Raw genomic sequence first — 25,340 nt, forward strand, 5'->3', positions numbered from 1 at the left:
AGCGGAGCGCGACCGGTGGACGGCTAGCCTCGTCGCATGCACACGCCTGTGACGGACTTCCTCGAGCAGGTGCGACTCTCGTGCGCGGACAGCGACGAGGGCGAGCTCGCGCACTACATCCCCCAGCTCGCCGAGGCAGATCCCGCCCCGTTCGGCGCCGCGCTCTGCATGCTCGACGGCACGGTCTACGGGGTCGGCGACGCGGAGCATCGCTTCACGATCCAGTCGATCTCGAAGCCCTTCGTGTATGCGCTCGCGCTCGCCGACCGCGGTCTCGACGAGGTGCTCGAGCACGTCGGGGTGGAGCCGTCCGGGGATGCGTTCAGCGAGATCTCGCTCGAACCGAACGGCCGCCCTCGCAACCCGATGATCAACATCGGCGCGATCACGACACACGCGCTCGCGGGCGCGCGGGACGCGGGCGGGGATGAGAGCACCGCGCGTGTGATCGAGGGACTCTCGGCCTTCGCCGGTCGGGCGCTCGAGGTCGACGAGGTCGTCTACGAGTCCGAGCGATCGACCGCCGACCGCAACATGGCGCTCGCCTACCTCGTGCGCGCGCAGGGCAAGCTGCAGGACGAGCCGCGGCTCGCGGTCGACGGCTACAGCCGCCAGTGCTCGGTGCTCGTCGATGTGCGCGATCTCGCGGTCATGGCCATGACGCTTGCCGCCGGGGGCCGCAATCCGCTCACGGGCGAGCGGGTGGTGCCCAGGTGGGTGTGCAGGCAAGTGCTGAGCGTGATGGCGACCTGCGGCATGTACGACGCGGCGGGGGATTGGATGAGCACGGTCGGCATCCCGGCGAAGAGCGGTGTCTCGGGCGGCATCATCGGAGCACTGCCGGGGCAGGTCGGCATCGGCACGTTCTCGCCGAGGCTCGACCGCTCGGGCAACAGCGTACGAGGCGTGCGGATGTGCGAACAGCTCTCGGCCGAGATGGGACTGCATCTCATGGAGACGCCCGAGGTCGCCTCGCACGTGGTGCACGGCGTCATCCAGCCGGAAGCAGGGCACGGCTCCCACGAGGTGCAGCTGCAGGGTGTCATGCACTTCGCGGCGGCCGAGGCCGCGCTGCGAGCACTTGCGCGATTGCCCGACGATGGCGCGCCGGTGGTGCTGGAGCTGTCGCGAGTGCCGTCGGCGAACGACATCGGAAGACGGATGCTGCGCGAGGGCATGCGACGCATGGGCGCAGACGGGCGCGCCGTGAGCGTCGTGGATCCGGACGGCGTGCTGGAAGGCTGACCGCCGCCGTGACCCCAGATCGCGGCGATGCGGCCGGTCACCCCGTACGGTGACCGGCCGCATCCCTTCGCGTCAGCGCAGGGTCAGAAGTCCCAGTCCTCGTCCTCGGTCGCCTCGGCCTTGCCGATGACGTAGGAGGAGCCGGAGCCCGAGAAGAAGTCGTGGTTCTCATCGGCGTTCGGCGACAGCGACGACAGGATCGCCGGGTTGACGTCGGTGACGGTCGATGGGAACAGCGGCTCGAAGCCCAGGTTCATCAGCGCCTTGTTGGCGTTGTAGTGGAGGAACTTCTTGACGTCCTCGGTGAGGCCCACGGGGTCGTAGAGCTCGGCCGAGTACTTCGACTCGTTCTCGTAGAGCTCGTAGAGCAGCGAGTACGTGTAGTCCTTGATCTCGGCCTGCTTCTCAGGGCTGAGCTTCTCGTAGCCCTTCTGGAACTTGTAGCCGATGTAGTAGCCGTGCACGGCCTCGTCGCGGATGATGAGGCGGATCATGTCGGCCGTGTTCGTGAGCTTCGCGCGGCTCGACCAGTACATCGGCAGGTAGAAGCCCGAGTAGAACATGAACGACTCGAGCAGCGTCGAGGCGACCTTGCGCTTGAGCGGGTCGTCGCCCTCGTAGTAGCCGATGATGATCTCGGCCTTGCGCTGCAGGTACGGGTTCTCCGTCGACCAGCGGAAGGCGTCGTCGATCTCCTTCGTCGACGCGAGCGTCGAGAAGATCGACGAGTACGACTTCGCGTGCACGCTCTCCATGAAGGCGATGTTCGTGAGCACCGCCTCCTCGTGCGGCGTCACCGCATCCGGGATGAGCGAGACGGCGCCGACGGTGCCCTGGATGGTGTCGAGCAGCGTGAGGCCGGTGAAGACGCGCATCGTGAGCAGCTTCTCGTCCTCGGTGAGGGTCGCCCACGACTGGATGTCGTTCGACAGCGGCACCTTCTCGGGCAGCCAGAAGTTGTTCACGAGGCGGTTCCAGACCTCGAGGTCCTTGTCGTCCTCGATGCGGTTCCAGTTGATCGCCTGCACCAGGTGGTTGTGGCGGTGCTGGCGCTTCTGGGCCTCGGTCTGGGCGGGGCCGTCGAGCGCCTCCTGGATCTCGGCGTGGTCGGCCTCGATCGCCGCGCCGGCCTCCTCCGCGAGGGTCGGCGCATCGATGGCGTCGTCGAAGACCGATGCCGGCGTCTCTTGGGTGTCCATGTCCTGTTCCTTCATCGTTGTCGCGCTAAAAGTGAGGAAATCACAGCATGCAGCTGACGCAGCCATCCACTTCCGTACCCTCGAGCGCCAGCTGGCGGAGTCGCACGTAGTAGATCGTCTTGATGCCCTTGCGCCACGCGGAGATCTGCGCGCGGTTGATGTCGCGGGTCGTCGCCGTGTCCTTGAAGAACAGCGTGAGCGAGAGGCCCTGGTCGACGTGCTGCGTCGCCGCGGCGTAGGTGTCGATGATCTTGTCGGGACCGATCTCGTAGGCGTCCTGGAAGTACTCGAGGTTGTCGTTCGTCATGAACGGCGCCGGGTAGTAGACGCGCCCGAGCTTGCCCTCCTTGCGGATCTCGATCTTCGCCGCGATCGGGTGGATCGACGACGTCGAGTTGTTGATGTACGAGATCGAGCCGGTCGGCGGCACCGCCTGCAGGTTCTGGTTGTAGATGCCGTGCTCCTGCACGAGCGCCTTGAGCTCACGCCAGTCGTCCTGCGTGGGGATGTGGATCTCCGACGCGTCGAAGAGCTCCTGCACGCGGGCTGTGGCCGGCTTCCACTCCTGCTCGGTGTACTTGTCGAAGAACTCGCCGGTCGCGTACTTCGAGCGCTCGAAGCCCTCGAAGGTGCGGCCCTTCTCCTGCGCGATGCGGTTGGAGGCCCGCAGCGCGTGGAACAGCACCGTGTAGAAGTAGATGTTCGTGAAGTCGATGCCCTCCTCCGAGCCGTAGAAGATCCGCTCGCGGCCGAGGTAGCCGTGCAGGTTCATCTGGCCGAGGCCGATCGCGTGGCTCATGTCGTTGCCGCGCGCGATCGACGGCACGGAGCCGATGTTCGACTGGTCGGAGACCGCGGTGAGCGCCCGGATGGCCGTCTCGACGGTCTTGCCGAAGTCGGGCGAGTCCATCGACAGCGCGATGTTCATCGAGCCGAGGTTGCAGGAGATGTCCTTGCCGACCGAGACGTAGTCGAGGTCGTCGTCGTAGGTCGACGGGGTGTTGACCTGCAGGATCTCGCTGCAGAGGTTCGACATGTTGATGCGGCCGTCGATCGGGTTCGCCCGGTTCACCGTGTCCTCGAACATGATGTACGGGTAGCCCGACTCGAACTGGATCTCGGCGAGCGTCTGGAAGAACTCGCGCGCGTTGATCTTCGTCTTCGTGATGCGGGCGTCATCGACCATCTCGTGGTACTTCTCGGTCACCGAGATGTCGCTGAAGGGCACGCCGTAGACGCGCTCGACGTCGTACGGCGAGAACAGGTACATGTCCTCGCCCTTCTTCGCGAGCTCGAACGTGATGTCGGGCACCACGACGCCGAGCGAGAGCGTCTTGATGCGGATCTTCTCGTCGGCGTTCTCGCGCTTCGTGTCGAGGAAGCGCATGATGTCGGGGTGGTGCGCCTGGAGGTACACCGCGCCCGCGCCCTGGCGCGCACCGAGCTGGTTCGCGTACGAGAAGCTGTCTTCGAAGAGCTTCATCACGGGGATGACGCCCGAGGACTGGTTCTGGATCTGCTTGATCGGGGCGCCGTACTCGCGGATGTTCGTGAGGTTGAACGCCACGCCGCCGCCGCGCTTCGAGAGCTGCAGGGCGGAGTTGATCGAGCGGCCGATCGACTCCATGTTGTCCTCGATGCGCAGCAGGAAGCACGACACGAGCTCGCCGCGCTGCTTCTTGCCCGCGTTGAGGAAGGTCGGGGTGGCCGGCTGGAAGCGGCCGTTGACGACCTCGTCGACGATGTGCTCCGCGAGCGTCTCGTCGCCCGAGGCGAGCGCGAGCGCGACGTTCACGACGCGGTCCTCGTAGCGCTCGAGGTAGCGCTTCCCGTCGAACGTCTTGAGCGTGTACGACGTGTAGTACTTGAAGGCGCCGAGGAACGTCGGGAAGCGGAACTTGTAGCCGTAGGCCCGCTTCATGAGCGACTTGATGAACTCGAAGGAGTACTGGTCGAGCACGTCCTTCTCGTAGTAGTCGTTCTCGACGAGGTAGTCGAGCTTCTCCTTGAGCGAGTGGAAGAAGACGGTGTTCTGGTTGACGTGCTGCAGGAAGTACTGGTTCGCGGCCTCGCGGTCCTTCTCGAACTGGATCTTGCCGTCCGGTCCGTAGAGGTTGAGCATCGCGTTGAGCGCGTGGTAGTCCATCGCCGACGTCTTGCCCGTCGTCATCTCGGGCGTCACTGTCGCCATAGTCCATCCAATCCGTCGTTGACGACGCGCACGTCGTCGGGGGTTCCGAAGAGTTCGAAGCGGTAGAGGTGCGGCACGTCGCACTTGCGGGCGATGATGTCGCCCGCAAGCCCGTAGCCCGCACCGAAGTTGGTGTTGCCGGCGCTGATGACGCCTCGCAGGTGCTTGCGGTTCTGCTCGTCGTTGAGGAACCGGATCACCTGCTTCGGCACCGCGCCCTTGCCGTCGCCGCCGCCGTAGGTCGGCACGATGAGCACGAACGGCTCTCGCTGCTCGAGCGGCGGGTCGGAGGCGTAGAGGGGGATGCGCGCGGCCGGTCGGCCGAGCTTCTCCACGAAGCGGGCGGTGTTGCCCGACACGCTCGAGAAGTAGACGACCTGGTTCACGGCCCCCTCCTGCCGGCGGCGCGGCTCAAGCCGCGATGATCGCCTTGATGCGGTCGGGCTGGAAGCCCGACCAGTGCTGCTCGTCGGCGATCACGACGGGAGCCTGCATGTAGCCGAGCTCCTTGACCGTCTGCAGCGCCTTGTCGTCGGCGGTCACGTCGAAGATCTCGTACTCGATGCCCTGGGCGTCGAGCGCGCGGGTGGTCATCGTGCACTGCACGCAGGCGGGCTTCGAATAGACGGTGACGGTCATGGCCGCTCTCCTCGGGATGGTTCCGGTGCTGGGGTCTCGTGGTCCGGCCGTGGCCGGGCTCCCACTATATGTGGGGTCTGACGGCGATCAAGGACACAAGATGGTGTGTTTCTCCACACCTGAGTCAACAAGAACTCCACAGGTGTCATTCCCGCCGCGGAACGACGCGGAAAAGCCTGTGGACAGTCGTCGCTGACACCTGTGGGGAGTCGGTCGGAAGATCTCGGCGACACGCCGAGCGAGACTTACAACGGTGTCGTTCGGGGTCGTCATCGGTCACCTCCGGGGGCTCGAGGAGCACGCTACGCCGGACCACCCACATGCCCAGGCGGCGCTCACGAGGCGCCCAGCCGCCCCCCGTAGCGTTGCCTGCATACCGATGGAGAAGGAGGCAGCATGGCTGACATCACCGGCAAGAAGGTCGCGTTCGTGCTCACGGACGGCTTCGAGGACTCCGAGCTCACGAGCCCCTGGGAGGCGGTGCAGAGCGCCGGCGGCGAGCCGACGCTCGTCTCGCCGAAGGAGGGCTCGATCGAGGGCAAGAACGGGCACGAGCAGGCGGTGGATGCGTCACCCGGGTCGGTGAGCGCATCCGACTTCGACGCCCTCGTGCTCCCGGGCGGCGTGGTGAACGCCGACCACCTGCGCATGGACGAGGCCTCCGTCGCGCTCGTCAAGGGCTTCGCCGACGCGGGCAAGCCCATCGGCGTCATCTGCCACGGCGCGTGGATCCTCATCGAGGCGGGCGCCGTCGACGGCCGCCGGATCACGAGCTACCCGAGCCTCAAGACCGACCTGCGCAACGCCGGCGCCGACTGGGTCGACGAGGAGGTCGTCACCGACAAGGGCCTCGTCTCGAGCCGCACGCCCGACGACCTGCCCGCGTTCAACGCGAAGATCGTCGAGGAGTTCGCCGAGGGCACGCACGACCGCTGATCCGAGCGGTGAGGAGCCGGCTGCCCGCTGCGGCAGTCGGCTCCTGCCATCGGGGGAGGGTCAGCCCTCCTGCCACCCGAGCTCTCGCGCCACGGCGACGAGCGAGCCGAGCAGGTGGGCGTTGTAGTCGAGGCCGAGCTGGCTCGGGAGCGCGAAGAGCACCGTGTCGGCCGCTTGCACCGCCTCGTCGGCGAGCAGCCGGCGGGCGACGTGCTCCGGCTCGCCCGCATAGGTCGGGCCGCCGCGCACCGCACCGCCCTCCAGTCGCCCGATGCCGTCGCGCTGCTCGTCGGCGAGCCCGAAGTAGCGGCGGTCGTCGTCGGAGAAGAAGGGGAAGGCGCTGCGGGTCACCGCCGTGCGCGGTGGCACCTCGTGCCCCGCCTCGGCGTAGCCCGCGAGGTAGTCGCGCACCTGATCGGCCTGCTGCACGTGGAAGGGCCGGCCGTCGTCCTGCGTCAGCAGCGTCGACGAGAGCAGGTGGTAGCCGTGCTCTGCGGCCCACAGCCCGGAGGCGTGGTTGCCAGCGCCCCACCACAGCCGGTCGGCGAGCTCGGGCGAGCGCGGCTCGACGGGCAGGTCGGGGCCCTGGCCGAGCTGCGCCGCGCGCTCCGAGCGAGCCTGCGGCTCGCCGCGCAGCGCCCGGCGGAAGTGCGCGGCGCGCTCACGGGCGACGTCCGACCAGCGCTCGCCGGGCTCGAGGCCGAGCCCGAAGCGCTCCTGCCCGTCGATCGCCGGCTCGGGGGAGCCGCGCGAGATGCCGAGCTGCAGCCGGCCGCCCGAGAGCAGGTCCGCGGCGCTCGCGAGCTCGGTCATCGCGAGCGGCTGCTCGTAGCGCAGGTCGACGACGCCCGTGCCGAGCTCGAGCCTCGACGTGCGGGCGGCCATCGCCGCGAGTAGGGGATACGGAGTCGCGAGCGACTCGTCGAAGTGGTGCACCCGCACCCAGGCGCCGTCCATGCCGGCCTCCTCGGCCGCGACGGCCAGCTCGACGTGCATGCGGAGCGAGTCGCCGGCGCTCGGCACGCGCGAGCCGACGACGCTCCGGTAGTGCCCGAACGAGAGGAAGCCGATCCGCTTGCGCATGCCCGGGAGAACCGCAGCGCGGGCAGGCGCATTCCGTGCCCGCGGCCGTCGCGCTACCGGCCGGAGCCGCCCTGCCCCGGCCGCTCGGTGCCCGCCGCCTCCGCCGCCTCGCGCAGCCGCGCGACGTAGTCGGCCCACCAGTGCTCGTCGACGTCGGGCAGGTTCGAGACGCCGGGTCGCAGCCCCGCGGCGCCGTCGATCGTCTCGCGGAGGATGTCGGCGTGCCCCGCGTGCCGCGCGACCTCGGCGATCATGTGCACGATGAGCCGGTGCAGCGTCGTGTCCGCCCGGTCGCCCCACCACGGCACGTGCGCGGGGGCGTCGAGCGGCAGCGCCTCGAACGTCGCGCTCGCGTGGGCCCACGCTCGATCCCAGAGCTCGAGGACCGACTCCGCGGTCTCATCCGGGCCGGCCCACATGTCGGCGTTCGGCTCGGCATCGTCGGCGTTCCACGGCAGCGGCTCGGGGAAGGGCCGCCCGACGCACGTCCCGAAGTAGCCGGCCGCGACGGTCGCGACGTGCTTCGCGAGGCCGAGCAGGTTGGTGCCCGTCGGTGTCATCGGCATCCGCAGCTCCCGCTCGCCGAGCCCCTCGAGCTTCCAGCGCAGCGCATCGCGCTGCGCGTCGAGGTACCGCACGAGGGTCGCTTCGCGTCTTCGCTCATGCAGACACCATGCCAGCCCCTGCGCACGTCGCGCTCGTGACGTCGGATGACGCTCGAGGTGACAATGGCACGTTATGGGCGCTATAACTGAACCTGCGCTCGCGCTTCGTGCCGCGCATCCCCTCACCGCACCCCCTCACCGCACCCCTAGGAGCACCGTGCCCACCACTGCCGCGACTGCGCCCTCACGCGCTCGCCGGATCCTCGGATCCTTCGGCTTCCAGATCTCCGCCGCGCTCGTGCTCGGCGTCGTGCTCGGCCTCGTCGCGCTGCAGCTCGGCCCCGGCGTCGACGGCGCCGACAACCCGCTCGCCGAGACGCTCGGGACGATCGGCTCGAGCTACGTCGCGCTGCTGAAGACCGCCGTCGTCCCGCTCATCCTCACCGCGATCATCGCCTCGATCGCTCGCCTCGGCCGCGTGCAGAACGCGGCGCGCCTCGCGGGTCAGACGCTCGTGTGGTTCGCGATCACCGCCGCGATCGCCGTCACGATCGGCATCGCCCTCGGCGTGACCCTGCAGCCCGGCGCCCGCGTCGACGGCTCGGGCCTCGAGGCGGGCGAGCCGAGCCGCGTCGGCGGCTGGTGGGACTTCCTCACGGGCCTCGTGCCGCAGAACTTCCTCGGCCTCACGGTCTCGACGCGCGAGTCGGCCGAGGGCGTCATCAGCTCGACGGTCGGCTTCAACGTGCTGCAGGTCATCGTCGTGGCGACGGTCGTCGGCATCGCCGCGCTCAAGCTCGGCAAGAAGGCGCAGCCGTTCCTCGACTTCACCGAGTCGACGCTGAAGGTGATCCAGAAGGCACTGTGGTGGATCATCCGCATCGCCCCGATCGGCACGGTCGGCCTGCTCGGCAACGCCGTCGTGCAGTACGGCTGGGAGAAGCTCGGCACGCTCGCGTGGTTCGTCGGTGCCATCTACCTCGGCCTCGCGCTCGTGCTGTTCGTCGTCTACCCGGTGCTGATCAAGGCGCACGGACTGTCGATCCGCCAGTACTTCTCGGGCGTGTGGCCCGCGGTGCAGCTCGGGTTCGTGAGCCGCTCGTCGATGGGCACGCTGCCGCTCACGCAGCGCGTCACCGAGCGCAACCTCGGCGTGCCGCGCGAGTACGCGTCGTTCGCCGTGCCGTTCGGCTCGACGACGAAGATGGACGGCTGCGCCGCGATCTACCCCGCGATCGCCGCGATCTTCGTCGCCCAGTTCTTCGGCATCGAGCTCTCGCTCATCCAGTACGTGCTCATCGCGGTCGTCTCGATCGTCGGCTCCGCCGCGACCGCCGGCACGACCGGGGCGACCGTCATGCTGACGCTCACCCTCTCGACGCTCGGCCTCCCGCTCGAGGGCGTCGGCCTGCTGCTCGCGGTCGACCCGATCGTCGACATGGGCCGCACCGCGGTCAACGTCGCCGGTCAGGCGCTCGTGCCGACGATCGTCGCCAAGCGCGAGGGCATCCTCGACCGGGCCATCTACGACGGTCCCCGCGGCGACGGCCCGTTCGTCGACGACTCGGACGAGGCGGACGCGTCGGATGCGTCGGATGCGTCGACGAGCGCGGGCGCGGAGCCCGACGAGCGTCGGGAGCCCGTGCCGGCGCGCTGAGCCCGCGCAGGATCCGAGAAGCGAGCCGCGGTGCGCGCGGGCATGATGGTGCGCATCGCGGCTCGCGCGATCGACGACGATCGGAGGATCCCCATGGCCAAGACCGAGGCGAAGGCCGACGACGGCACCCTCTCGAAGGAGGAGCGCGACGCGCTCAAGGCGCGCACCGCGGAGCTGCGCCGCCAGTCGAAGGGCGGCAACAAGAAGGAGCGCGACCGGCAGGACGTGCTCGACGCGATCGAGGGGCTCCCCGAGCCCGACAAGTCGCTCGCGCAGATGGTGCACGAGGTCGTCTCCGAGACGGCCCCCGACCTCGACCCGAAGACCTGGTACGGCTTCCCCTCCTACGCGCGCGACGGGAAGGTGCTCGTGTTCTTCCAGCAGGCGTCGAAGTTCGCCGAGCGCTACTCGACGCTCGGCTTCCAGACCATCGCGAACCTCGACGACGGCGACATGTGGGCGACGTCCTACGCCGTGGTCGCCGACACCCCCGCGGTGCGGCAGCAGATCGCCGAGCTCGTCGCGAAGGCGGTGAGCTGACCGCAGCAACGTGCCGGCCGAGGCATCGCGCCGCGCTGACGACGCAGCGCTCCTCGGCGCGCTGCCCGACCTCGGCGTAGGACCGACGTCGGTGGTCGCGGCCATCGAGGAAGAGCGAGAGGCTCGATGACCGTCCTGGATGCCTCGGCCGCGGTCTCGGCGCCACTGGACGACGGAGCCGCGAGGTCGCTGCTCGGCACGGAGGCATCGCACGCCCCTCATCTGATCGACCTCGAGGTGGCGAGCGTGCTGCGGCGCACCGTCGCATCGCTGCCGACGACGGATGGGCGGCGATCGACGCCTGGCGCCGCATCGGCATCACGCGGTACGCGGTGACCGGGCTCCTGCCGCGCATCTGGAAGCTGCGCGACAATCTGTCTGCGTACGACGCCGGCTACGTCGCGTTGGCCGAGTCTCTCGACTGCCCACTCGCGACCATGGATGCGCGCATCAGCCGGTCGCCAGGACTGCGGTGCCCGACGGACGGGATCGCGATGATCAGCACCAGCTTGGCCAGGATGTACAGCTCCGTGCCCGCCGGGCCCGGCAGCGCCACGACGACGACGACGAAAGCAAGATGCCTCGGCATGGCGACCAGCACCACCGCGGGGCTCGCGATGGCGACGAGGCCGAGCGACAGCAGCGCCTGGGCGAGCAGTGGGGACGACGCGGCAGGATTGGCGCGCAAGCGCCGAGCGGGCGGCGACTCGATGGAGGGTATCTAGCTCAGCGGCGAGCCGACGATCTCGAACTGCGATCCGCCCATCTCGCCAGAGAGCAGCGGCAAGGCTTCCGCGATCGCATCACGCACCGACGGCAGCTCCAACGACGCACGATGGGGTTCGGCCGAGGTCCATCGCTCGATCACGAACACCGTGTCGGGCGCGTCATCCGAGACGCCCACGCAGTATTGCAAGCAGCCGATCGCGGCCATCTCGTCGCTCCGCCGAGTCAGGAGAGCCCCGAGCGTGCGATGCGCCCGCAGGCTCGAAAAGGTCAAGCAGATCGCCGAGCTCGTCGCGAAGGCAGTCAGCGGAGTAGGCCCTCGCGCCGAAGCACGGGCCACCTCAGGGGAAAGGACGAACGCGACCTTCTTGCCGGTGATGTCAGCCATGGTGTTCCCGCTGCAGGTGAAGTCCGGCGCCGACGGAGCCCGCCGCGGCCTGATCCCGGCCGAGCGTCACTCGACCGCGTCGCGGTGCTCTTGCACCTCTCGGTAGTAGTCGGCCAGCTCGAGCCGCGATGCGGCCGCCGCATCGACGACGACCGTCACCCGCGGGTGCAGTTGCAGCGCGGTGCACGGCCAGCGCGCCGAGATGGCGCCCTCGACCAGTTCCCGCACCGCGATCGCCTTCTTCTCGCCGGTCGCGATGACGATCGCGTGGCGTGACTCGAGGATCGTGCCGAGGCCTTGCGTGATGCAGTGCCGGGGCACGGCCTCAACGTCGCCGTCGAAGAAGCACGCGTTGTCCCGCCGCGTCTGCATCGTCAGCGTCTTGACCCGTGTGCGCGATGCGAGCGACGACGACGGTTCGTTGAACGCGATGTGGCCGGCGGTGCCGACCCCGAGGATCTGCAGGTCGACGCCGCCCGCCTCGGCGATCGTTTGCTCGTACGCGAGGCACGCCGCGGCCAGGTCGACCGCGGTCCCGTCCGGCCCTTGCACGGCATCCGGCGCGAAATCGGCGCGCGAGACGAGCTCTGCGTCGATGACGGCCCGGTACGACCGAGGATCGTCGGCAGGCAACCCGACGTACTCGTCGAGCATGAAGCCGCGAGCTCGCGCGAACGACAGCTCGCCCGCCTCGACCCGCCGCACGAGCTCGTCGTAGACGCTCAGCGGGCTCGACCCCGTCGCGAGGCCCAGCACCGCCTCCGGCTGCCGTGCGAGGAGCGCGTGCACCTCGTCGGCGACGAGCGCGCCCACCGCTCCGGCTTCAGCGATCACGATCTCCATCGGTCTCCTCGGGACGTCGGACTCTGAGGCCTACAGCATGCCGGGTCCCCTTCGGGAGCGCCATGTCGTGGGCCGTGCAATGCTGTCGGAGCGTCACCCACGCTCCGGCAGCGGCGGCGCGGACCGACGGAGGCGGCGCATGCAGACGATCATCCACTCCGCACGACTGCGCGGGGCGGGCGCTCCAGTCGCCTCGGGCGAGGTCGGATGGGTGCTCGTGCGCGACGGCGCGATCGCGGCAGCCGGGACGGGCTCCGGCTGGCGCGAGTTCGCAGCACCGGAGACCGAGGCCGTCGACGCGCGCGATCTGGCCGGCCCCGATCCGCTTCTCACGCCCGGGCTCGTCGATATCCACGACCACGGCGCTGCGGGGCGCTTGCACGCAGACGGCGCCGCCGCGAGCGCCGACATCGCGGCGTTCCACGCCGCCGCCGGGACGACGCGGATCGTCGCATCCCTCGTGAGCGCCGACCTCGACCGGCTCGCGCTGCAGCTCGACGAGATCCGCGCGGCGCAGCGGTTCGTGCCAGGACTCCTTGGCGCGCACCTCGAGGGCCCCTTCCTGGCGCCCACGCGTGGCGGGGCGCACGACCGCTCCTCGCTGCAGCGACCTACCGGCGCCGCCGTCGAGCGGCTCTTGAAGCCCGGCGGGGTCGTGCAGGTGACCCTCGCGCCCGAGCTGCCCGGCGGCCTCGAGGCAATTTCGCAGATCGTCGCCCTAGGCGCCGTCGCGGCGGTTGGCCACAGCGACGCCGATTTCGACACGGCGCGCGCGGCGTTCGACGCCGGCGCGACGCTCGTCACGCACGCCTTCAACGCCATGCCGCCGCTCCACCACCGCCAGCCCGGGCTGCTCGGCGCAGCCCTCGACGACCCGCGCGTGACGCTCGAGGCGATCCCCGATCGCGTGCACCTGCATCCGACAGTGCTGTCGCTGCTGTTCCGCGCGGCGCCCGGCCGCGTCGCGCTCGTCACCGACGCGACCGCCGCCGCGGGCGTCGGCGACGGGCCGACGTCGCTCGGCGGGCTACCGGTCGACGTGCGCGACGGGGTCGCGACGCTCGCCAACGGCACGATCGCCGGTTCGTCCATCACCCTGTCGGAGGGGATCCGGCGTGCCGTCGCCGCCGGCATCCCATTCCACGACGCCGTCGTGGCGGCGAGCGCCACCCCGGCCCGCGCGCTCGGCCGGGAGCGCATGGGAACGCTCGAGCCCGGCGCTCTCGGCGACCTCGTGCTGTGGGACGCCTCGCTCGATGTGCGGGCGGTGTGGCAGGACGGGCGCCGCCTCGAGCGACCCTAGGTGTACCCGGCCATGACCTTGGTGGCAGGGACGGTGGCGTGAGGAGGACCCCCGCGGGTTGAGTGGAGTTGTTGACGCTTCACCGACCAACGGAGGTCCTCGTGTCTCACGCTAACGCCGCGCTCACGCCCAGAGCGAGAGAGCTCGTCGTCGATCGCTTCCTGGCCGGCTGGCCCAAGGCGCACATCGCGAAGGCGATGGGCTGCTCCCGCAAGTGCGTCGCGCACTGGATCGACGTGTTCCACCAGGAGGGTCTTGCGGGGCTGCAGGATCGGTCCTCCCGGCCGCGCTCGTCGCCGTCGCGCACGCCGGAGGAGACGGAGCTCGAGATCGTCCGGTTGCGGGTCGAGGAGCGCTTAGGACGGGACCGCATCGCGGAACGCGTCGCGGTGTCGCCGCGGACGGTCTCGCGGGTGCTCGCCCGGCGCGGGGCGCCGGCCCTATCGCAGCTCGACCCGATCACGGGAGAGGTGATCCGTTCCTCGAAGCAGACCGCGGTCCGCTACGAGCGGGCCAGGCCTGGCGAGTTGGTCCACATGGACGTCAAGAAGCTCGGCCGCATCCCGAAGGGCGGCGGCTGGCGCGGCGACGGCGGCACGAGAGTGAACCACCTCGGGCGGCCCGACCAGCGCACCAGGATCGGCTACGACTACGTCCACTCGCTCGTCGACGACCACTCCCGGGCCGCGTACTCCGAGGTGCCGCCGGATGAGAAGGGAGCCACCTGCGCCGGGTTCCTGCGCCGCGCCGCCGCGTTCTTCGCCACGATCGGCATCGACAGGGTCGAGACGATCATGACGGCGGCGGTGCCGCTCGAGCACGTGATCGCGAGCCGAGCACCGTGCTCAGCACCGATGCGCTGCGCGAACTCCACCTCGAGCGCTCGAGCCTCGTTGCCCTAGACGCTCGACAGCCTCCCGGAGCGCAGCACCCGCAGGGCCGCCTCTTCCTCCTCGGCACCGATGCGTCGGCCGGCGGGCTCGAGGGCCGATGGCAGCGGCCGCCGCCGCACCGGGGTGCCGCCGTCGATCGCGAGCCCGTCCACCACCGTCTCGATGCTCGTGCGCTCAGCGGAACCAGCGATCGCGGTGCTCCTCGACGAACTCGTCGTCGGAGAGCCACCGGTAGCGCTCGTGCACGGCGTCGATGCGCTTCGCCTGCCCGGGCGAGAGCACCTCCCGGTCGCTCAGGCAACGGATGCTCGGCAGCAGGCCCTGTCGCCAGAGCACGTACCCGACGCCCGAGATGCAGCCGCGGAACGCGTTGTCGGCGTCGAAGACGGCCTGGTTGAGCTCGGTCAGCTGCGGACCGAGCGCCAGCGCCGCGCGCAGCGCCTCGTCGTCGCCCTCGCGGGCCGCGCGCACGAGCGCCATCGACTCGACCGCCCGGCGCGTGCCGACCGCCCACTGCCCGAGCAGGCCGCCGTCGATCCAGCGCGTGCCGCCCTCGGAGGCGAACGGCGTCAGCAGGTCGTTCACGATGCTGTCGTCGTTGCCGGTGTAGAGGGAGATGCGATCCGCCCTCGGTGACTCGAGCACCGCCGTCACGACGTCGAGCGTGCGATAGCGGTCGAACGGCGCGATCTTGACCGCGACGACGCCCTCGATCTCGGCGAACCGCCGCCAGAAACCGGCTGACAGGCGCTGGCCGCCCACGGCCTCCTGCAGGTAGAAGCCGATGACCGGCAGCACCTCGGCCACGGCGCGGGCGCGCTCGAGCATCTCCTCCTCGGTCGCGGCCCAGCCCATCGGCGGCGACAGCAGCGCCAGCTCATAGCCGAATCCGCGCGCCGTCTCGGCTTCGGCGACGGCTTGGGCCGTCGGCCCGGCGATGCCCGCGATCCTCAGCAGATCACGATCGTCGTCGCGCATAGCGCCTGCGACGGTCTCGAGCACCGGCTCGAGCAGGCGCGTCTGTCGATCACGAATCTCGAACTGCGTCGCGTGCACCGCCACGGCGATGCCGCCGGCGCCGGCGTCGGCGTAGTAGCGCGCGAGCGCCGCCTGGTAGCGCTCGTCGTAGCTGCGGTCATCGCGCAGCGCGAGCGGCATCGCAGGCACGACGAGGCCGTGCCGCAGGATCTCGTGGAGCGCTTCCGCCGTGCGCGGCTCCTGCGCCTGGATCGTCAAAACCGTCCGTCCCTTCGCTGGAACTTCGTGGGCTTGTCCCACAGCGCGCCGCCGGCCGAGATCCACTCGGCCTGCCAGCGCACGAGCTCGCCCACCGTGGCATCGGGATAGCCGAACAGCTCGTGGCACAGGCGCGCATCCGACAGCAGTGCCGAATCGGCCTCCTCGCCCACGAACCGGGCCTCCACGCCGAGCAGCTCGGCGAGCTCGAGCGCGGTCGTGCGCACCGAGAGGGTCTCCGGGCCGGTGAGGTTGAGCGCGAACGGCTCGGCGGCGGCGAGCGAGAGCGATCGCAGCACCACCTCGTTGGCGTACCGCTGCCAGACGACATTGACGAAGCCGGTCGTGAGATCGACCGGCTCGCCGGCCGCGATCAGCCTGCCGATGTCGGCGAGCACGCCGTAGCGCGGCTCGATCGCGTAGTTGAGGCGCACGAGCGCGACGGCCGTGCCGTGCGCAGCGGCGATGCCCTCGAACACGCGCTCGCGGCCCAGGCAGCTCATCGCGTACTCGCCGACGGGGGCGAGCGGCGAGCGCTCGGTCGGCGGGGGAGTGCGCTGGTCGGTGAGCGGGTACACGTTGCCCGTCGAGAGCGCGGCGATCCGGGCGCCGCGGTAGCGCATCCCGACGGCCTGGGGCATGGCCGCGTTCGTCGTCCACGCCCGGTGCTCCTGCCCCGTCACGCCGAACTTCGCGCCGACCATGAACACGACGCTGCCCGCGTCAGGCAGGGCGGCCAGCGCATCCGTGTCCGAGAGGTCGGCGACCACCGTGGCGACGCCCGCGTCGTCGAGCTTCCGCCGCACGTCGGCGTCGCTCCAGCGCGAGACCGCCTGCACCGCGACGTCGTCGCGACCAGCGGCATCGAGCGCTCGGCGCGCCATGCGCGAGAGCGTCGGTCCCATCTTGCCGCCCGCACCGAGGATGACGAGATCGCCCTCCATCGACGAGAGGTCGGCCACGAGCGCGTCGCTCGGCGCGGAGAGTCGGGTCTCGAGGTCGTTCTCGTCGCCGAGGTCTGGGGTCGTGACGATGCTCATGGCACTCCAGTTCGCCGCCACGCCGATCGCGGTGGATGCTTCGATGGTTACGGCCCTGGCCGATATTGTCAAGGCCGAAGCGCATCGCGCCCCAACCGACGACGGAGGTCGACATGCGAGCCCTGCTGCTCGGCGGTGCCGGCGTCGTCGGCTCGATGCTCGCCGACGCCTGGCGGCACCGGCACGAGGTCGCCGTGGCCGACCTGCCGAAGGCGCTCGAGCGGTGGTCGCGCAGCGACGCCGGCCTCGAGCGTCGGCCGATCGACGTCACGGATCCGGAGCAGGTGCGCCACGCAGTCGAGGGGATGGATGCGGTGGTGCACCTGGCAGCGGTCGTCCCGCGAGACGCGAGCGGCGCGGCCGGTGAGGCGGGCCAGGACCCGCGCGTGATCGACGCGAGCCTTCGCGTCAACGTCGTGAGCGTCGTGCACGCGCTGCGCTCGGCGCGAGAGGCGGGTGTCGGGCGATTCGTGCACATCAGCTCGCTCTCGGTGTTCCGCGACTTCGGGCGTCTGCCGATCGCTCGGGGCGCCGAACCCGACGCCGACGCTCCCTACGGGCTCGGCAAGCGGCTCGCCGAGACGGCGTGCCGTGCGCTCGCGGGGGAGGATCTGCGCGTGACGTCGTTGCGGCTCGCCTTCCCGACGACGGCGGAGCTGTGGCCCGCGTGGCGATCACCGGGGGCGGATGCGTCGACCCCGGCACGCGTGCCCGAGCTGGCGGACGGCACAAGGTTCGGCGCGCTGCATCCCGACGACCTGGTACGGGCGCTCGACGCTGCGCTCGAGCGCCCCGGGCCGCCGTTCGCAGCATTGGCGGTCACCGGCGACACCCGCGGCGTGAGCATCGATGACGACCTCGCCGAGCGCCTGCTGAGGTGGCGGCCAGAGCGTCGCGAGCCGTGGCTCCCGGGAGGTGAGCGAGCCGTGGCGCCGCGCCGGCGGGAGAGCGGCGCTTAGTGCTGAGCCGCCTGGGAGGCCCCGATGAGCGCGGCGAGGATCGCACGCGTCTCGGCCCACGGCACGGGTGACGGCGCGCCGTCCTCGACCATCGCGAGGAACCGCTCGACGGTACGGCGGTAGCCGAGCGGATCGTCGCCCGCGGTGTCGAGCCGCACCTCGTGGGTGCCGTGCTCGGTGTGCAAGCGCAGTGCGTAGCCCTCCTCGGCTGCGACGCCCAGCACATCCACCGTGCCGAGCGTGCCGTTCGACCAGCGCAGCGCGATGCTCGCGAGGTCGCCGCTGCGGAGTCCTCGGTAGCGCCGGCGGGAGACGATGCACGAGCCGAGCGCGACATCGGGCCCGAGCACGCTCACGAGCAGCTCGACGCCGTGGATGCCCATCGTCACGACGAGGCCGCCGCCGACGGCGGGGTCGTCCTGCCACGGTGTCGAGCCGTGCTCCCACCGCCCGACGTCGTGGCGCACGAGCACGTGCGCCGCCAGCACGTCGGCGGGATCGATCGTCTCGCGCAGCCGCCGCACCGGCTCCGCGAAGCGCAGCACCGAGGTCGTCATGAGCCGCTCGGGCGCGCGTGACCAGATCGCCTCGAGCGCCGCGAGCTGCTCGCGCGTCGCTGCGGCCGGCTTGTTGACGAACACCGGCACGCCGAGCTCCGCGACCTCGGCGAGCAGCCCGGCGATCCGGTCGGAGCGCGCGCTCAGCACGACTCCCTCGGCATCGGCGACCGCGGCAGCGAGGCTGTCGCACAGCGGCACGTCCGGCACCGCCTCGGCGAACGCCGTCCGGCGGTGCTCGTCGTCGTCCCAAGCGCGGAGGGATGCCTGGGGTCGGAGACGTGCGATCGTCGTCGCGTCCGAGAGCGGGTGGCTCGTAGCGAGGCCGACGAAGGCGATCGTGGGGCTCGCGCTCGACGTGTCGACCATGCGCACGAGTCAAGCACAGGCGTCATGCCGGGGTTGGTCCGCGCGCTTCGCGCACCCCCGGTGGGAGGATGATTCCATGCCGTCGACCCCGCTCGCCATGCCGGCGGATGCCCTCGTGGCCGCCGCGCTCACACCCATCACGACGAGCGGCGATCGCGACGAGCGGGTGACGGCCGGTTACCTCGAGAGCTTGCTCGCCGACGGTGCCCGCGGACTCGCGGTCGCGGTGCACACCGGGCGCGGCGCGGGCATGCCGATGGATGCGCGCGCTGGGCTCATCCGACGGGCAGCAACGCTGTCGCCCATCGTGGTCACCGGCATCTGGGCGGGCGACGACGTCGAGCGCGCTGCGGGTGCCGCTGCTGCCGCCGGGGCGACCGCGCTGCTCATGGAGGCCGCGCATCCGCACGACGCCGCCCGGGAAGTCGAGCGCCTCGATGTCGCGAGCGCTGCGAGCGGCTTGCCGCTCATCGCGTTCGACCTGTACGCGCGGCCATACGGCCGCCATGTGCGGCAGGCGGTGCTCGCCCACGCGGGAGTGCACGCATACAAGCCCGCCCTGCTGCACGACGCGATCGCCTGCCAGGAGGGCATCGACGACGCCGTCGCGGCGGCCGTGATCGTGCTGACGGGCGAGGATCGCATGTTCGTGCCTTCCCTCCTGTGGGGCGCGACCGGCGCGCTCGTGGGCATCGCGGCGGCCGCAACTCCCGTCACGGCGCGTGCGCTCGCGGCGGTGAGCGCTGGCGCCGACGACGTGGCGGCAGCGAGCCGTGCCCTCGACGCACTCGCGCGCGTCACCTTCCGGCCGCCCTTCGACGGATACGTGCAGCGGATGGCCTGGGTCGCGGCCGACGAGGGGCGCATCCCCTGGGCGTACGCGATCGACCCGGCACGGCCGAGCGGCCTGCGCGACGGCGAGCGCGACCACGTGCTCGCCGTGGCGCGCGCGCTGCGCGGGCGGGTGGATATATAGGTCGGGGCCGAATCGCTCGGGAACCCTATGCTGAACCCATCGGCGTGAAGACCAAGGGGGATCGCGATGGACACGGTCGTCGGCGTCGTCGGACCGCGCGATCTGGTCGACCACGTCGCCGCGGTCTGCGGCTCGCAGCCGGGCGCGCGCATCGAGCGCTTCACCTACGCCCACGAGTCGGAAGCGCCGGGGATCGTGCAGGAGAGAGCCGGCGGGGTGGATGCCTGGCTCTTCACCGGCGTCATCCCGTACGCGCTCGCGACTCCCGGGCTCACCCGGCCGGCCGGCTACGTCGACTACACGGGGGCGACGCTGCTGCAGGCGCTCGTGCGCCTGCTGCGCGACGGCCACGAGGTCACGCGACTGAGCATCGACACGCTCGACGCGACGCAGGTGCGCTCGGTGCTCGAGGAGAGCGACGTACCCACCGAGGGCGTGCACACGCTGCCGTTCCGCGCGGGCGAGCACTCCGACGCGGCGGTCGGCTTCCACCAGCGCCACGCGGGTGAGGGCACCGTCGCGATCACGTGCGTCTCGTCCGTGCACCAGCGTCTGCAGGCGGACGGCATTGCGGTGCTGCGGCTCGTCCCCTCGCGCGACGCGATCCTCACAGCGCTGCACCAGCTGCTGCTGGTGACGACCAACCAGATCAACGAGGAGTCACAGGTCGCGCTCGGCCTGCTCGAGTCGGATGCGCCCTTCGACGAGCTCACGAAGGAGGGCAGGACCGCCGCGATGGCGTTCGCGGGCACGATCGCCGACGCGGGCGACGGGAGCCTGCTGCTCGTGTCGACCTACGGTCGCCTGTCGGAGGTGACGGGCGGCCTCTCGTCGGCGCCGTTCCTGCGCCGGCTCGGCGTGAGCCTCGGCTCGGTGCGCGTCGGGTTCGGTGTCGGGCGCAGCGCGGCGGAGGCGGAGACGCTTGCGCGGCGCGCGCTGAGCCGCGCGCGCAGCCACGGCCGCATCGCCGCCGTCGCGTCCTTCCGCGGTGACATCGACATCCTGCTCGATGCCGAGAGCGCCGGTGCGCACGTCGACGCGCTCGATCAGGCGAGCATCGGTGTCGTGGCGGCGCGCGTCGGCCTCTCGGTGCCGACCCTCGAGCGGCTGCACGAGCTCTCGATCCTGGCGGGTGGCGAGCCCGTGACGACACGCGACATCGCTGATCGCCTGGGCATCCAGCAGCGCACGGCACGCCGCATCGCGCAGCGGCTCGAGCTCGCGGGCGTCGCGCAACGCGACGGGAGCCGCCAGCCGACGGGCTCCGGCAGGCCGCTCACGCTCTACCGACTGCACCTCTGAGCGCTGCTGGGTCTTGGCCGCTCGGCTGGCGGCTGCTCAGCTGAGCTGTCGGCGTGCGCGCGCATCGCCGAGCACTCGCTCGAAGGCCGTCGCGGCGCTCGCCGCGTCCGTCTCGCCCCCCATCAGCATGTGCTGGCGCAGCCAGACCACGCGTCCGGCTCGCGCATCGAGACCGGGCGTGGGAACAACGCGCGACTGGCTCGCCACCGCATCGATCGTGGCCAGCGACGGGTAGCCAAGGTCGACCGGCACGCCCTCGGCCGCCAACGCCTCCGCGACCCAGCGTCGCTCGATGTCGGCACCCAGGTCGACCATGAGCAGGTGGCGGGAGTTGCGGGTAGTGCCTTCGGGATCGGGCACGATCGTCGCACCCGAGTCCCGTTCCGCGAGCCGCTCGCGGAACGCATCCACGAACCGCTCGCGCATCGCGATCTCGTCGTCGAGCCGCTCGAGCCACGGCAGCAGCAGTGCCGCCTGCAGCTCGGTCATGCGCAGGTTCCAACCCACTCGCGCATGGTGGTACCACGCGCCGTCGCGCTCGCGCCCGACGTTGCAGAGCGACCAGATGCGGTCGGAGAGCTCGGGATCGTCGGCGACGATCAGCCCGCCCTCCCCGGCCGTCATCGCCTTGCTCGACTGGAAGCTGAAGGTGCCGGCGTCGCCGAGCGCGCCGACCGGCTGATCCCGCCAGTGCGCCCCGTGGGCCTGTGCGGAGTCCTCGACGACGAAGAGGTCATGGCGCGATGCGACGCGCAGCAGCTCGTCCATCGGCGCGGGGCTGCCCGCCAGGTGCACGACCATCACCGCGCGGGTGCGCGGCCCGATCGCTGCCTCGAGCGTCTCGGCGCTCAGATGCAGGTGCTCGGGGTCGACGTCGGCGATCACGGGTGTGGCTCCCGCGAGCAGCACCGAGGTCGCGCAGGCGATGAACGTGTAGGAGGGAACGACCACCTCGTCGCCGGGCCCGATCCCCGCCGCGCGAAGGGCCACGAACAGGGCGATCGTGCCGTTCGTCATGGCGATGCCGTGCTCGGCTCCATGCCGTGCGGCGAAGCGATCGGCGAGCCGCTGGCACAGCGGGCCCGACGTCGAGCCCCACGCTCCGGACTCGACGACCTCCAGCAAGAGCGCGCGCTGCTCGGCGCTCGCCGCGGGCGGCCAGCTCGGCCAGCTGCCGGGGTGCGAGGGAGCGCCCCCGTCGATCGCAAGCATGCTCATCGTCCTCCCTCTCCCGCGGTCGATGCGGTGTCGTGCTCGAGCAGGCGGTCCCCGAGGATCCGCCGCGCGTTGCCCCCGAGCAGCAGTGCTCGCTCGTCCGGCGTCAGGCGGGCGCCGAGCGCCTTGCCGAGCCCGACCCGGGGATCGAGGAAGCACGCATCCGTGCCGAAGACGACCTTCTGCGCACCCGCGAGCTCGACGATGCGCTCGAGCCAGCGATCGGTGAGCCGCGATCCGCAGGTCTCCAGGTGCAGTCGGTCGTGCTCGCGGGCGAGGGCGGCCGCGCGATCGAAGCCGTCGACCCAGAGGCCCGAGTGCCCCATGAGCACATCGACGTCGGGATGGTGCGCCGCCGCGCGCGCGACGGCCTCGGGATCCGACCATGCCGACCTCGTCTGCCCGTGGGTGAGCACAGGTGCAGCGTGCTCGGCGGCGAGACGCAGGAACGGCTCGTAGCCAGGTCCGTCGATCGGATGCTCGTGGACGTCGGGGTGGAGCTTGAGGCCCCACACGCCCGGCAGCTCCAGCTGCTCGTCGAGCAGCGCGATCTCGTGCGGCCGGTGCGGGTGCGCGACGAGCCAGACACCGAGTCGCGCGGGATGCGCGCTCGCGGCGACCAGTGCCATCCGGTTGCCGACCGCGGTGTCGTGGCCGACCGCTGCCAGGTGCGAGACGCCGACCGCGTCGATGCCGATGCGGGTGTTGGTCGCCACGAGCCACTCGGCGGAGGGCTCGGCGATGAAGAAGTCGCCCCAGGTGCCGAGGTGGCCGTGCATGTCGACGACGCTCATCCGGGATCCCCCACGAGCTCGAGCCAGGTGCCGCTCGCGATGCGCTCGACGTCGCGGGCCGGCAGCTCGAGGTGGTCGAGCTGGAATCGGGGACCGGCCGCATCCCACGCCGGGGCGCCGGTGCCGAACGCCAGCCTGTGCGCGCCCACGGCCCTCGCGAGCCACTCGAGCGCGCCCGCGCCGACGAGCGTGCCGGTCTCGACACGCAGCCGAGGCGCGTGCTCGAGCAGCTCGACGATCCTGCGCAGCTCTCGGTAGCCGGGGGAGAGCACGAGCACCGACAGCTGCGGCAGCCGCGACGCGAGCGCCGCGACGGCCCCGAGCCCGCACTCCGATGCATCGAGCGCGATCGGCACGCCGCGCGTCGCGAGCGCCTCCCACCAGGCGAGCGCGGTCGGCCCGAGCATCTCGAAGCGGTGACGCTCTGGGCACACGCGCACCATCGGCGCGACGACGTCATCCGGTGACGCCGGCCAGCCGGCACCGGCGAGCGCAGGGATGATCACGGGCACCGGGGTGAGTCGCCCATCTGCTGCCCTCAGCTCGTCGTCGAAGGTGCGCCGGCGCGCGAGCTCGAACTCGTCCGCCGCCCGCGGGTCTGCATGCAGCATCCAGCTCGGCGTGACCCCCGCCGACGCGATCGAGAGCCGGTCGAGGTCGTCCAGCAGCTCCTCGGCGCTGCCGCTCTCGAGCCCCGTGGGGCGCGCGCCGAGCACGCGGTGCGCGTCGATGACCCGCACGTCAGCCCTTGATCCCGCTGGCGACGATGCTGTTGACCAGGTAGCGCTGGAGGAGCGCGAAGATGAGCAGGCATGGGATGACGCTGATCGCGGCCGCCGCCATCAGGTCGGCGAGCACGACATTCTCAGAGCTGAGCGTCGCGAGGCCGACGGTGAGCGTGCGCATCTCGTCGGACTGAGCGATGATCAGCGGCCAGAGGAAGTCGTTCCAGTGCCACAGGAACACGAAGATGCCGAGGGTCGCGAGCACCGGCTTGGTGAGCGGCAGGACGATGCGCCAGAAGGTGGTCCACTCGCCCGCGCCGTCGATGCGCGCAGCGTCGAACAGCTCGTCCGGGAGCTCGCGGATGAACTGGCGCATCAGGAAGACCGCTTGCGAGTTCGCGAGCGTCGGCACGATGAGGCCCCAGAAGGTGTCGATGCCATCGAGCGACGCGACCAGCACGAACATAGGGATGATGGTCGCCTGCACTGGAACCATGAGCGTCGCGAGGAACGACCACATGAGCGCGTCGCGCCCTGGGAACCGCTTCTTCGCGAGCGCATAGCCGGCCATCGATGCCGTCAGCAGGATCACGACGACGGAGACGACCGAGTAGACGAGCGAGTTGATCGTCCATCGGACGAAGCTCTGCGCGCCCAGCACGCCGGCCATGTTGTCGAGCGTCAGGGACTCGGGCCACTGGAACGGGATCGTCGGCTCGCCCGCCGGGCTGAGCGCGAGGATGAAGACGGCGACGAACGGGCCGACGGTGAAGATCGAGGCCAGCGCGAGCAGCACCGTGATCCACACCTGGCCGCGCGTGCGCGGGCGGCGCCGTCGTGCCCTCGACGCGGGTGCGGTGGAGGTCGGCGGCTCGAGGGGCGCACCCGGGGCGACGGTCGGCGCGATGGTCAAGAGGTCTCCCGATCGAGGAATCGCCGCTGGATGAGCGAGATGACGAAGACGATGACGAACAGCGCCACCCCGACAGTGGCCGCGTAGCCGAAGTCGAAGAATCGGAAGCCCTGGTCGTAGAGCATGAACACGAGCGAGTAGCTCGCGCGAGCCGGCCCGCCGCCGGTCATGACGTAGATGGTGTCGAACACCTGGAAGGCGGCGATCGTCTCGATGACGACGACGAAGAACACCACCGGGCGCAGCAGCGGCAAAGTGATGCGGAAGAAGCGCTGCACCGGCCCCGCCCCGTCGATCATCGCGGCTTCCGTGAGCTCCTCCGGGATGTTCTTGAGCCCCGCGAGCAGGATGAGCATCGAGTAGCCGAAGCCGCGCCAGGCGGCGACGACGCTGAGCGAGCCGAGCACCATCAGCTGATCGCCCGAGAGGAAGGGGATCGGATCCTGCTCGAACGACTGCAGGATGCCGTTGATGAGTCCGTCGGACTGGTACACCCAGACCCAGATGATGCCGGCCAGCACGAACGAGGTCACGTACGGCAGGAACAGGGCACCGCGGAAGAACCCCTTGGCCCAGATGACGTGATGCAGCAGCAGCGCGGTCAGCATGGAGACGATGAACACCATCGGCACGTAGATCGCGGCGTAGAGCAGGGTCGTGGTCAGGCTCTGGTGGAAGATGGGGTCGCTCAGCAGGCGCTGGTAGTTCTCGACGCCGACGAGGTCGAACTCGCCGCTGAGGCGATAGTCGGTGAAGCTCATCCCCGCGGCGCCGAGTGACGGCACGAAGCGGAAGATCACGAACAGCACGAGCATCGGCAGCACGAAGAGGACGCCGACGATCGGTTCGCGCAAGCGCGCGTGCAGCGGCATCCTGCGTCGGGCCGGATGCGTCGGGCTGCCCGATGCGGTCTCCGGCGCCTCGGACCCGTGCCTGGTGAGCGTCATGGGAGTCCTTCAAAGGTGAGCCGATGGCCGGCCGGATCAGCCGGCCGGCCATCGGGGAA

27 protein-coding genes and 1 pseudogene are annotated in these 25,340 nt (G+C 70.6%); 10 read left to right on the forward strand and 18 right to left on the reverse strand.

The genetic code is table 11. The features are described from left to right. Window positions 1-36: 36 nt before the first annotated feature. On the forward strand, window positions 37-1,245 hold the full coding sequence (locus JSQ78_RS09570) for a glutaminase (RefSeq protein ID WP_211447226.1): 1,209 nt from the start codon (window positions 37-39) through the stop codon (window positions 1,243-1,245). Window positions 1,246-1,328: 83 nt separating this feature from the next. Here JSQ78_RS09570 and nrdF read toward each other — a convergent pair whose 3' ends face one another. The 4 genes from nrdF to nrdH are packed head-to-tail and all read right to left on the reverse strand — an operon-like array spanning window position 1,329 to window position 5,274. Further along, a complete protein-coding gene (nrdF, locus tag JSQ78_RS09575) occupies window positions 1,329-2,444 on the reverse strand; it encodes a class 1b ribonucleoside-diphosphate reductase subunit beta (protein WP_211447227.1) in 1,116 nt (371 codons plus the stop codon). A gap of 40 nt (window positions 2,445-2,484) precedes the next feature. Then, window positions 2,485-4,635 carry a class 1b ribonucleoside-diphosphate reductase subunit alpha gene (nrdE, locus tag JSQ78_RS09580; protein WP_211447228.1) on the reverse strand — a complete coding sequence of 717 codons (2,151 nt, stop codon included), beginning with the start codon at window positions 4,633-4,635 and terminating at the stop codon, window positions 2,485-2,487. Continuing rightward, entirely contained in the window at window positions 4,623-5,021 is a 399-nt protein-coding gene (gene nrdI / locus JSQ78_RS09585) for a class Ib ribonucleoside-diphosphate reductase assembly flavoprotein NrdI (protein ID WP_211447230.1), read from the reverse strand. Before nrdI ends, nrdE begins: the two co-directional genes overlap by 13 nt. Before the next feature lie 25 nt (window positions 5,022-5,046). Next, window positions 5,047-5,274 (reverse strand): glutaredoxin-like protein NrdH, encoded by a 228-nt coding sequence (gene nrdH, locus JSQ78_RS09590; RefSeq protein WP_021009527.1) that lies wholly within the window; start codon window positions 5,272-5,274, stop codon window positions 5,047-5,049. Window positions 5,275-5,670: 396 nt separating this feature from the next. On the opposite strand from nrdH, the gene JSQ78_RS09595 reads away from it, so the two are divergent. Beyond that, window positions 5,671-6,210: a type 1 glutamine amidotransferase domain-containing protein gene (locus JSQ78_RS09595; RefSeq protein WP_211447232.1), complete on the forward strand. Its 540-nt coding sequence runs from the start codon at window positions 5,671-5,673 to the stop codon at window positions 6,208-6,210. 60 nt (window positions 6,211-6,270) lie between these two features. Here the strand turns inward: JSQ78_RS09595 and JSQ78_RS09600 are convergent, their stop codons facing one another. Together JSQ78_RS09600 and JSQ78_RS09605 are read right to left on the reverse strand one after the other, a co-directional pair. Next, window positions 6,271-7,293 carry an LLM class flavin-dependent oxidoreductase gene (locus tag JSQ78_RS09600; RefSeq protein WP_211447233.1) on the reverse strand — a complete coding sequence of 341 codons (1,023 nt, stop codon included), beginning with the start codon at window positions 7,291-7,293 and terminating at the stop codon, window positions 6,271-6,273. Between the two features lie 53 nt (window positions 7,294-7,346). Continuing rightward, window positions 7,347-7,931: a DinB family protein gene (locus tag JSQ78_RS09605; protein WP_249295607.1), complete on the reverse strand. Its 585-nt coding sequence runs from the start codon at window positions 7,929-7,931 to the stop codon at window positions 7,347-7,349. A 265-nt stretch (window positions 7,932-8,196) separates the two neighbouring features. On the opposite strand from JSQ78_RS09605, the gene JSQ78_RS09610 reads away from it, so the two are divergent. The 3 genes from JSQ78_RS09610 (at window position 8,197) to JSQ78_RS09620 (ending at window position 10,431) form a co-directional block, all read left to right on the forward strand. Further along, the gene (locus JSQ78_RS09610; RefSeq protein ID WP_502756147.1) at window positions 8,197-9,555 is read left to right on the forward strand and encodes a dicarboxylate/amino acid:cation symporter; all 1,359 of its coding nucleotides are present in this window, start codon (window positions 8,197-8,199) and stop codon (window positions 9,553-9,555) included. 93 nt (window positions 9,556-9,648) lie between these two features. After that, a complete protein-coding gene (locus JSQ78_RS09615; protein ID WP_211447235.1) occupies window positions 9,649-10,095 on the forward strand; it encodes an iron chaperone in 447 nt (148 codons plus the stop codon). 126 nt (window positions 10,096-10,221) lie between these two features. Further along, a complete protein-coding gene (locus tag JSQ78_RS09620; RefSeq protein ID WP_211447236.1) occupies window positions 10,222-10,431 on the forward strand; it encodes a PIN domain-containing protein in 210 nt (69 codons plus the stop codon). A 58-nt stretch (window positions 10,432-10,489) separates the two neighbouring features. On the opposite strand, the gene JSQ78_RS09625 is transcribed toward JSQ78_RS09620, so the two are convergent. From JSQ78_RS09625 to nagB, 3 genes are all read right to left on the reverse strand, one after another. Then, on the reverse strand, window positions 10,490-10,783 hold the full coding sequence (locus JSQ78_RS09625) for a hypothetical protein (protein WP_211447237.1): 294 nt from the start codon (window positions 10,781-10,783) through the stop codon (window positions 10,490-10,492). A 33-nt stretch (window positions 10,784-10,816) separates the two neighbouring features. Further along, complete coding sequence (locus tag JSQ78_RS14080; protein WP_211447238.1) at window positions 10,817-11,209, reverse strand: putative quinol monooxygenase; 393 nt, start codon at window positions 11,207-11,209, stop codon at window positions 10,817-10,819. A gap of 66 nt (window positions 11,210-11,275) precedes the next feature. After that, complete coding sequence (nagB, locus tag JSQ78_RS09635) at window positions 11,276-12,052, reverse strand: glucosamine-6-phosphate deaminase (RefSeq protein WP_211447239.1); 777 nt, start codon at window positions 12,050-12,052, stop codon at window positions 11,276-11,278. A 139-nt stretch (window positions 12,053-12,191) separates the two neighbouring features. Here nagB and JSQ78_RS09640 point away from each other — a divergent pair, with 139 nt between their 5' ends. Together JSQ78_RS09640 and JSQ78_RS09645 are read left to right on the forward strand one after the other, a co-directional pair. Further along, window positions 12,192-13,355 (forward strand): N-acetylglucosamine-6-phosphate deacetylase, encoded by a 1,164-nt coding sequence (locus JSQ78_RS09640; RefSeq protein ID WP_211447241.1) that lies wholly within the window; start codon window positions 12,192-12,194, stop codon window positions 13,353-13,355. A 101-nt stretch (window positions 13,356-13,456) separates the two neighbouring features. Beyond that, window positions 13,457-14,155, forward strand: a pseudogene (locus JSQ78_RS09645) (helix-turn-helix domain-containing protein); the annotation flags it as partial. A 98-nt stretch (window positions 14,156-14,253) separates the two neighbouring features. Here the strand turns inward: JSQ78_RS09645 and JSQ78_RS09650 are convergent. Genes JSQ78_RS09650 through JSQ78_RS09660 form a run of 3 tightly spaced genes read right to left on the reverse strand, consistent with a single transcriptional unit; the run spans window position 14,254 to window position 16,524 of the window. Next, on the reverse strand, window positions 14,254-14,403 hold the full coding sequence (locus tag JSQ78_RS09650; protein ID WP_211447244.1) for a hypothetical protein: 150 nt from the start codon (window positions 14,401-14,403) through the stop codon (window positions 14,254-14,256). Window positions 14,404-14,422: 19 nt separating this feature from the next. Continuing rightward, window positions 14,423-15,484, reverse strand: coding sequence for a dihydrodipicolinate synthase family protein (locus JSQ78_RS09655; protein ID WP_249295611.1), 1,062 nt, complete (start codon window positions 15,482-15,484; stop codon window positions 14,423-14,425). Continuing rightward, window positions 15,481-16,524, reverse strand: a complete 1,044-nt coding sequence (locus tag JSQ78_RS09660) for an NAD-dependent epimerase/dehydratase family protein (RefSeq protein ID WP_211447245.1) — start codon at window positions 16,522-16,524, stop codon at window positions 15,481-15,483. The genes JSQ78_RS09655 and JSQ78_RS09660 overlap by 4 nt, the downstream gene beginning before the upstream one ends. Window positions 16,525-16,637: 113 nt before the next feature. Between JSQ78_RS09660 and JSQ78_RS09665 the strand changes: the two genes are divergently transcribed. Next, the gene (locus tag JSQ78_RS09665) at window positions 16,638-17,483 is read left to right on the forward strand and encodes an NAD-dependent epimerase/dehydratase family protein (protein ID WP_211447246.1); all 846 of its coding nucleotides are present in this window, start codon (window positions 16,638-16,640) and stop codon (window positions 17,481-17,483) included. On the opposite strand, the gene JSQ78_RS09670 is transcribed toward JSQ78_RS09665, so the two are convergent. Then, window positions 17,480-18,409: a Gfo/Idh/MocA family protein gene (locus JSQ78_RS09670; RefSeq protein ID WP_211447247.1), complete on the reverse strand. Its 930-nt coding sequence runs from the start codon at window positions 18,407-18,409 to the stop codon at window positions 17,480-17,482. The genes JSQ78_RS09665 and JSQ78_RS09670 overlap by 4 nt on opposite strands. A 76-nt stretch (window positions 18,410-18,485) precedes the next feature. Here JSQ78_RS09670 and JSQ78_RS09675 point away from each other — a divergent pair, with 76 nt between their 5' ends. Next, window positions 18,486-19,385: a beta/alpha barrel domain-containing protein gene (locus JSQ78_RS09675; RefSeq protein ID WP_211447248.1), complete on the forward strand. Its 900-nt coding sequence runs from the start codon at window positions 18,486-18,488 to the stop codon at window positions 19,383-19,385. Window positions 19,386-19,451: 66 nt separating this feature from the next. Beyond that, the gene (locus tag JSQ78_RS09680) at window positions 19,452-20,687 is read left to right on the forward strand and encodes a hypothetical protein (RefSeq protein WP_211447249.1); all 1,236 of its coding nucleotides are present in this window, start codon (window positions 19,452-19,454) and stop codon (window positions 20,685-20,687) included. 36 nt (window positions 20,688-20,723) lie between these two features. Here JSQ78_RS09680 and JSQ78_RS09685 read toward each other — a convergent pair whose 3' ends face one another. Genes JSQ78_RS09685 through JSQ78_RS09705 form a run of 5 tightly spaced genes read right to left on the reverse strand, consistent with a single transcriptional unit; the run spans window position 20,724 to window position 25,281 of the window. Continuing rightward, window positions 20,724-21,905: a DegT/DnrJ/EryC1/StrS family aminotransferase gene (locus JSQ78_RS09685; protein ID WP_211447251.1), complete on the reverse strand. Its 1,182-nt coding sequence runs from the start codon at window positions 21,903-21,905 to the stop codon at window positions 20,724-20,726. After that, window positions 21,902-22,696, reverse strand: a complete 795-nt coding sequence (locus tag JSQ78_RS09690; RefSeq protein ID WP_211447253.1) for an amidohydrolase family protein — start codon at window positions 22,694-22,696, stop codon at window positions 21,902-21,904. Before JSQ78_RS09690 ends, JSQ78_RS09685 begins: the two co-directional genes overlap by 4 nt. Further along, window positions 22,693-23,436: an amidohydrolase family protein gene (locus JSQ78_RS09695; RefSeq protein ID WP_211447255.1), complete on the reverse strand. Its 744-nt coding sequence runs from the start codon at window positions 23,434-23,436 to the stop codon at window positions 22,693-22,695. Before JSQ78_RS09695 ends, JSQ78_RS09690 begins: the two co-directional genes overlap by 4 nt. A gap of 1 nt (window position 23,437) precedes the next feature. Then, window positions 23,438-24,334 (reverse strand): carbohydrate ABC transporter permease, encoded by an 897-nt coding sequence (locus JSQ78_RS09700; protein ID WP_249295612.1) that lies wholly within the window; start codon window positions 24,332-24,334, stop codon window positions 23,438-23,440. Next, window positions 24,331-25,281, reverse strand: coding sequence for a carbohydrate ABC transporter permease (locus JSQ78_RS09705; RefSeq protein ID WP_211447257.1), 951 nt, complete (start codon window positions 25,279-25,281; stop codon window positions 24,331-24,333). Before JSQ78_RS09705 ends, JSQ78_RS09700 begins: the two co-directional genes overlap by 4 nt. Window positions 25,282-25,340: the final 59 nt, after the last annotated feature.

Origin of the sequence: Agrococcus sp. Marseille-Q4369 (genome assembly GCF_018308945.1) — a bacterium.
Classification (GTDB): Bacteria; Actinomycetota; Actinomycetes; order Actinomycetales; family Microbacteriaceae; genus Agrococcus.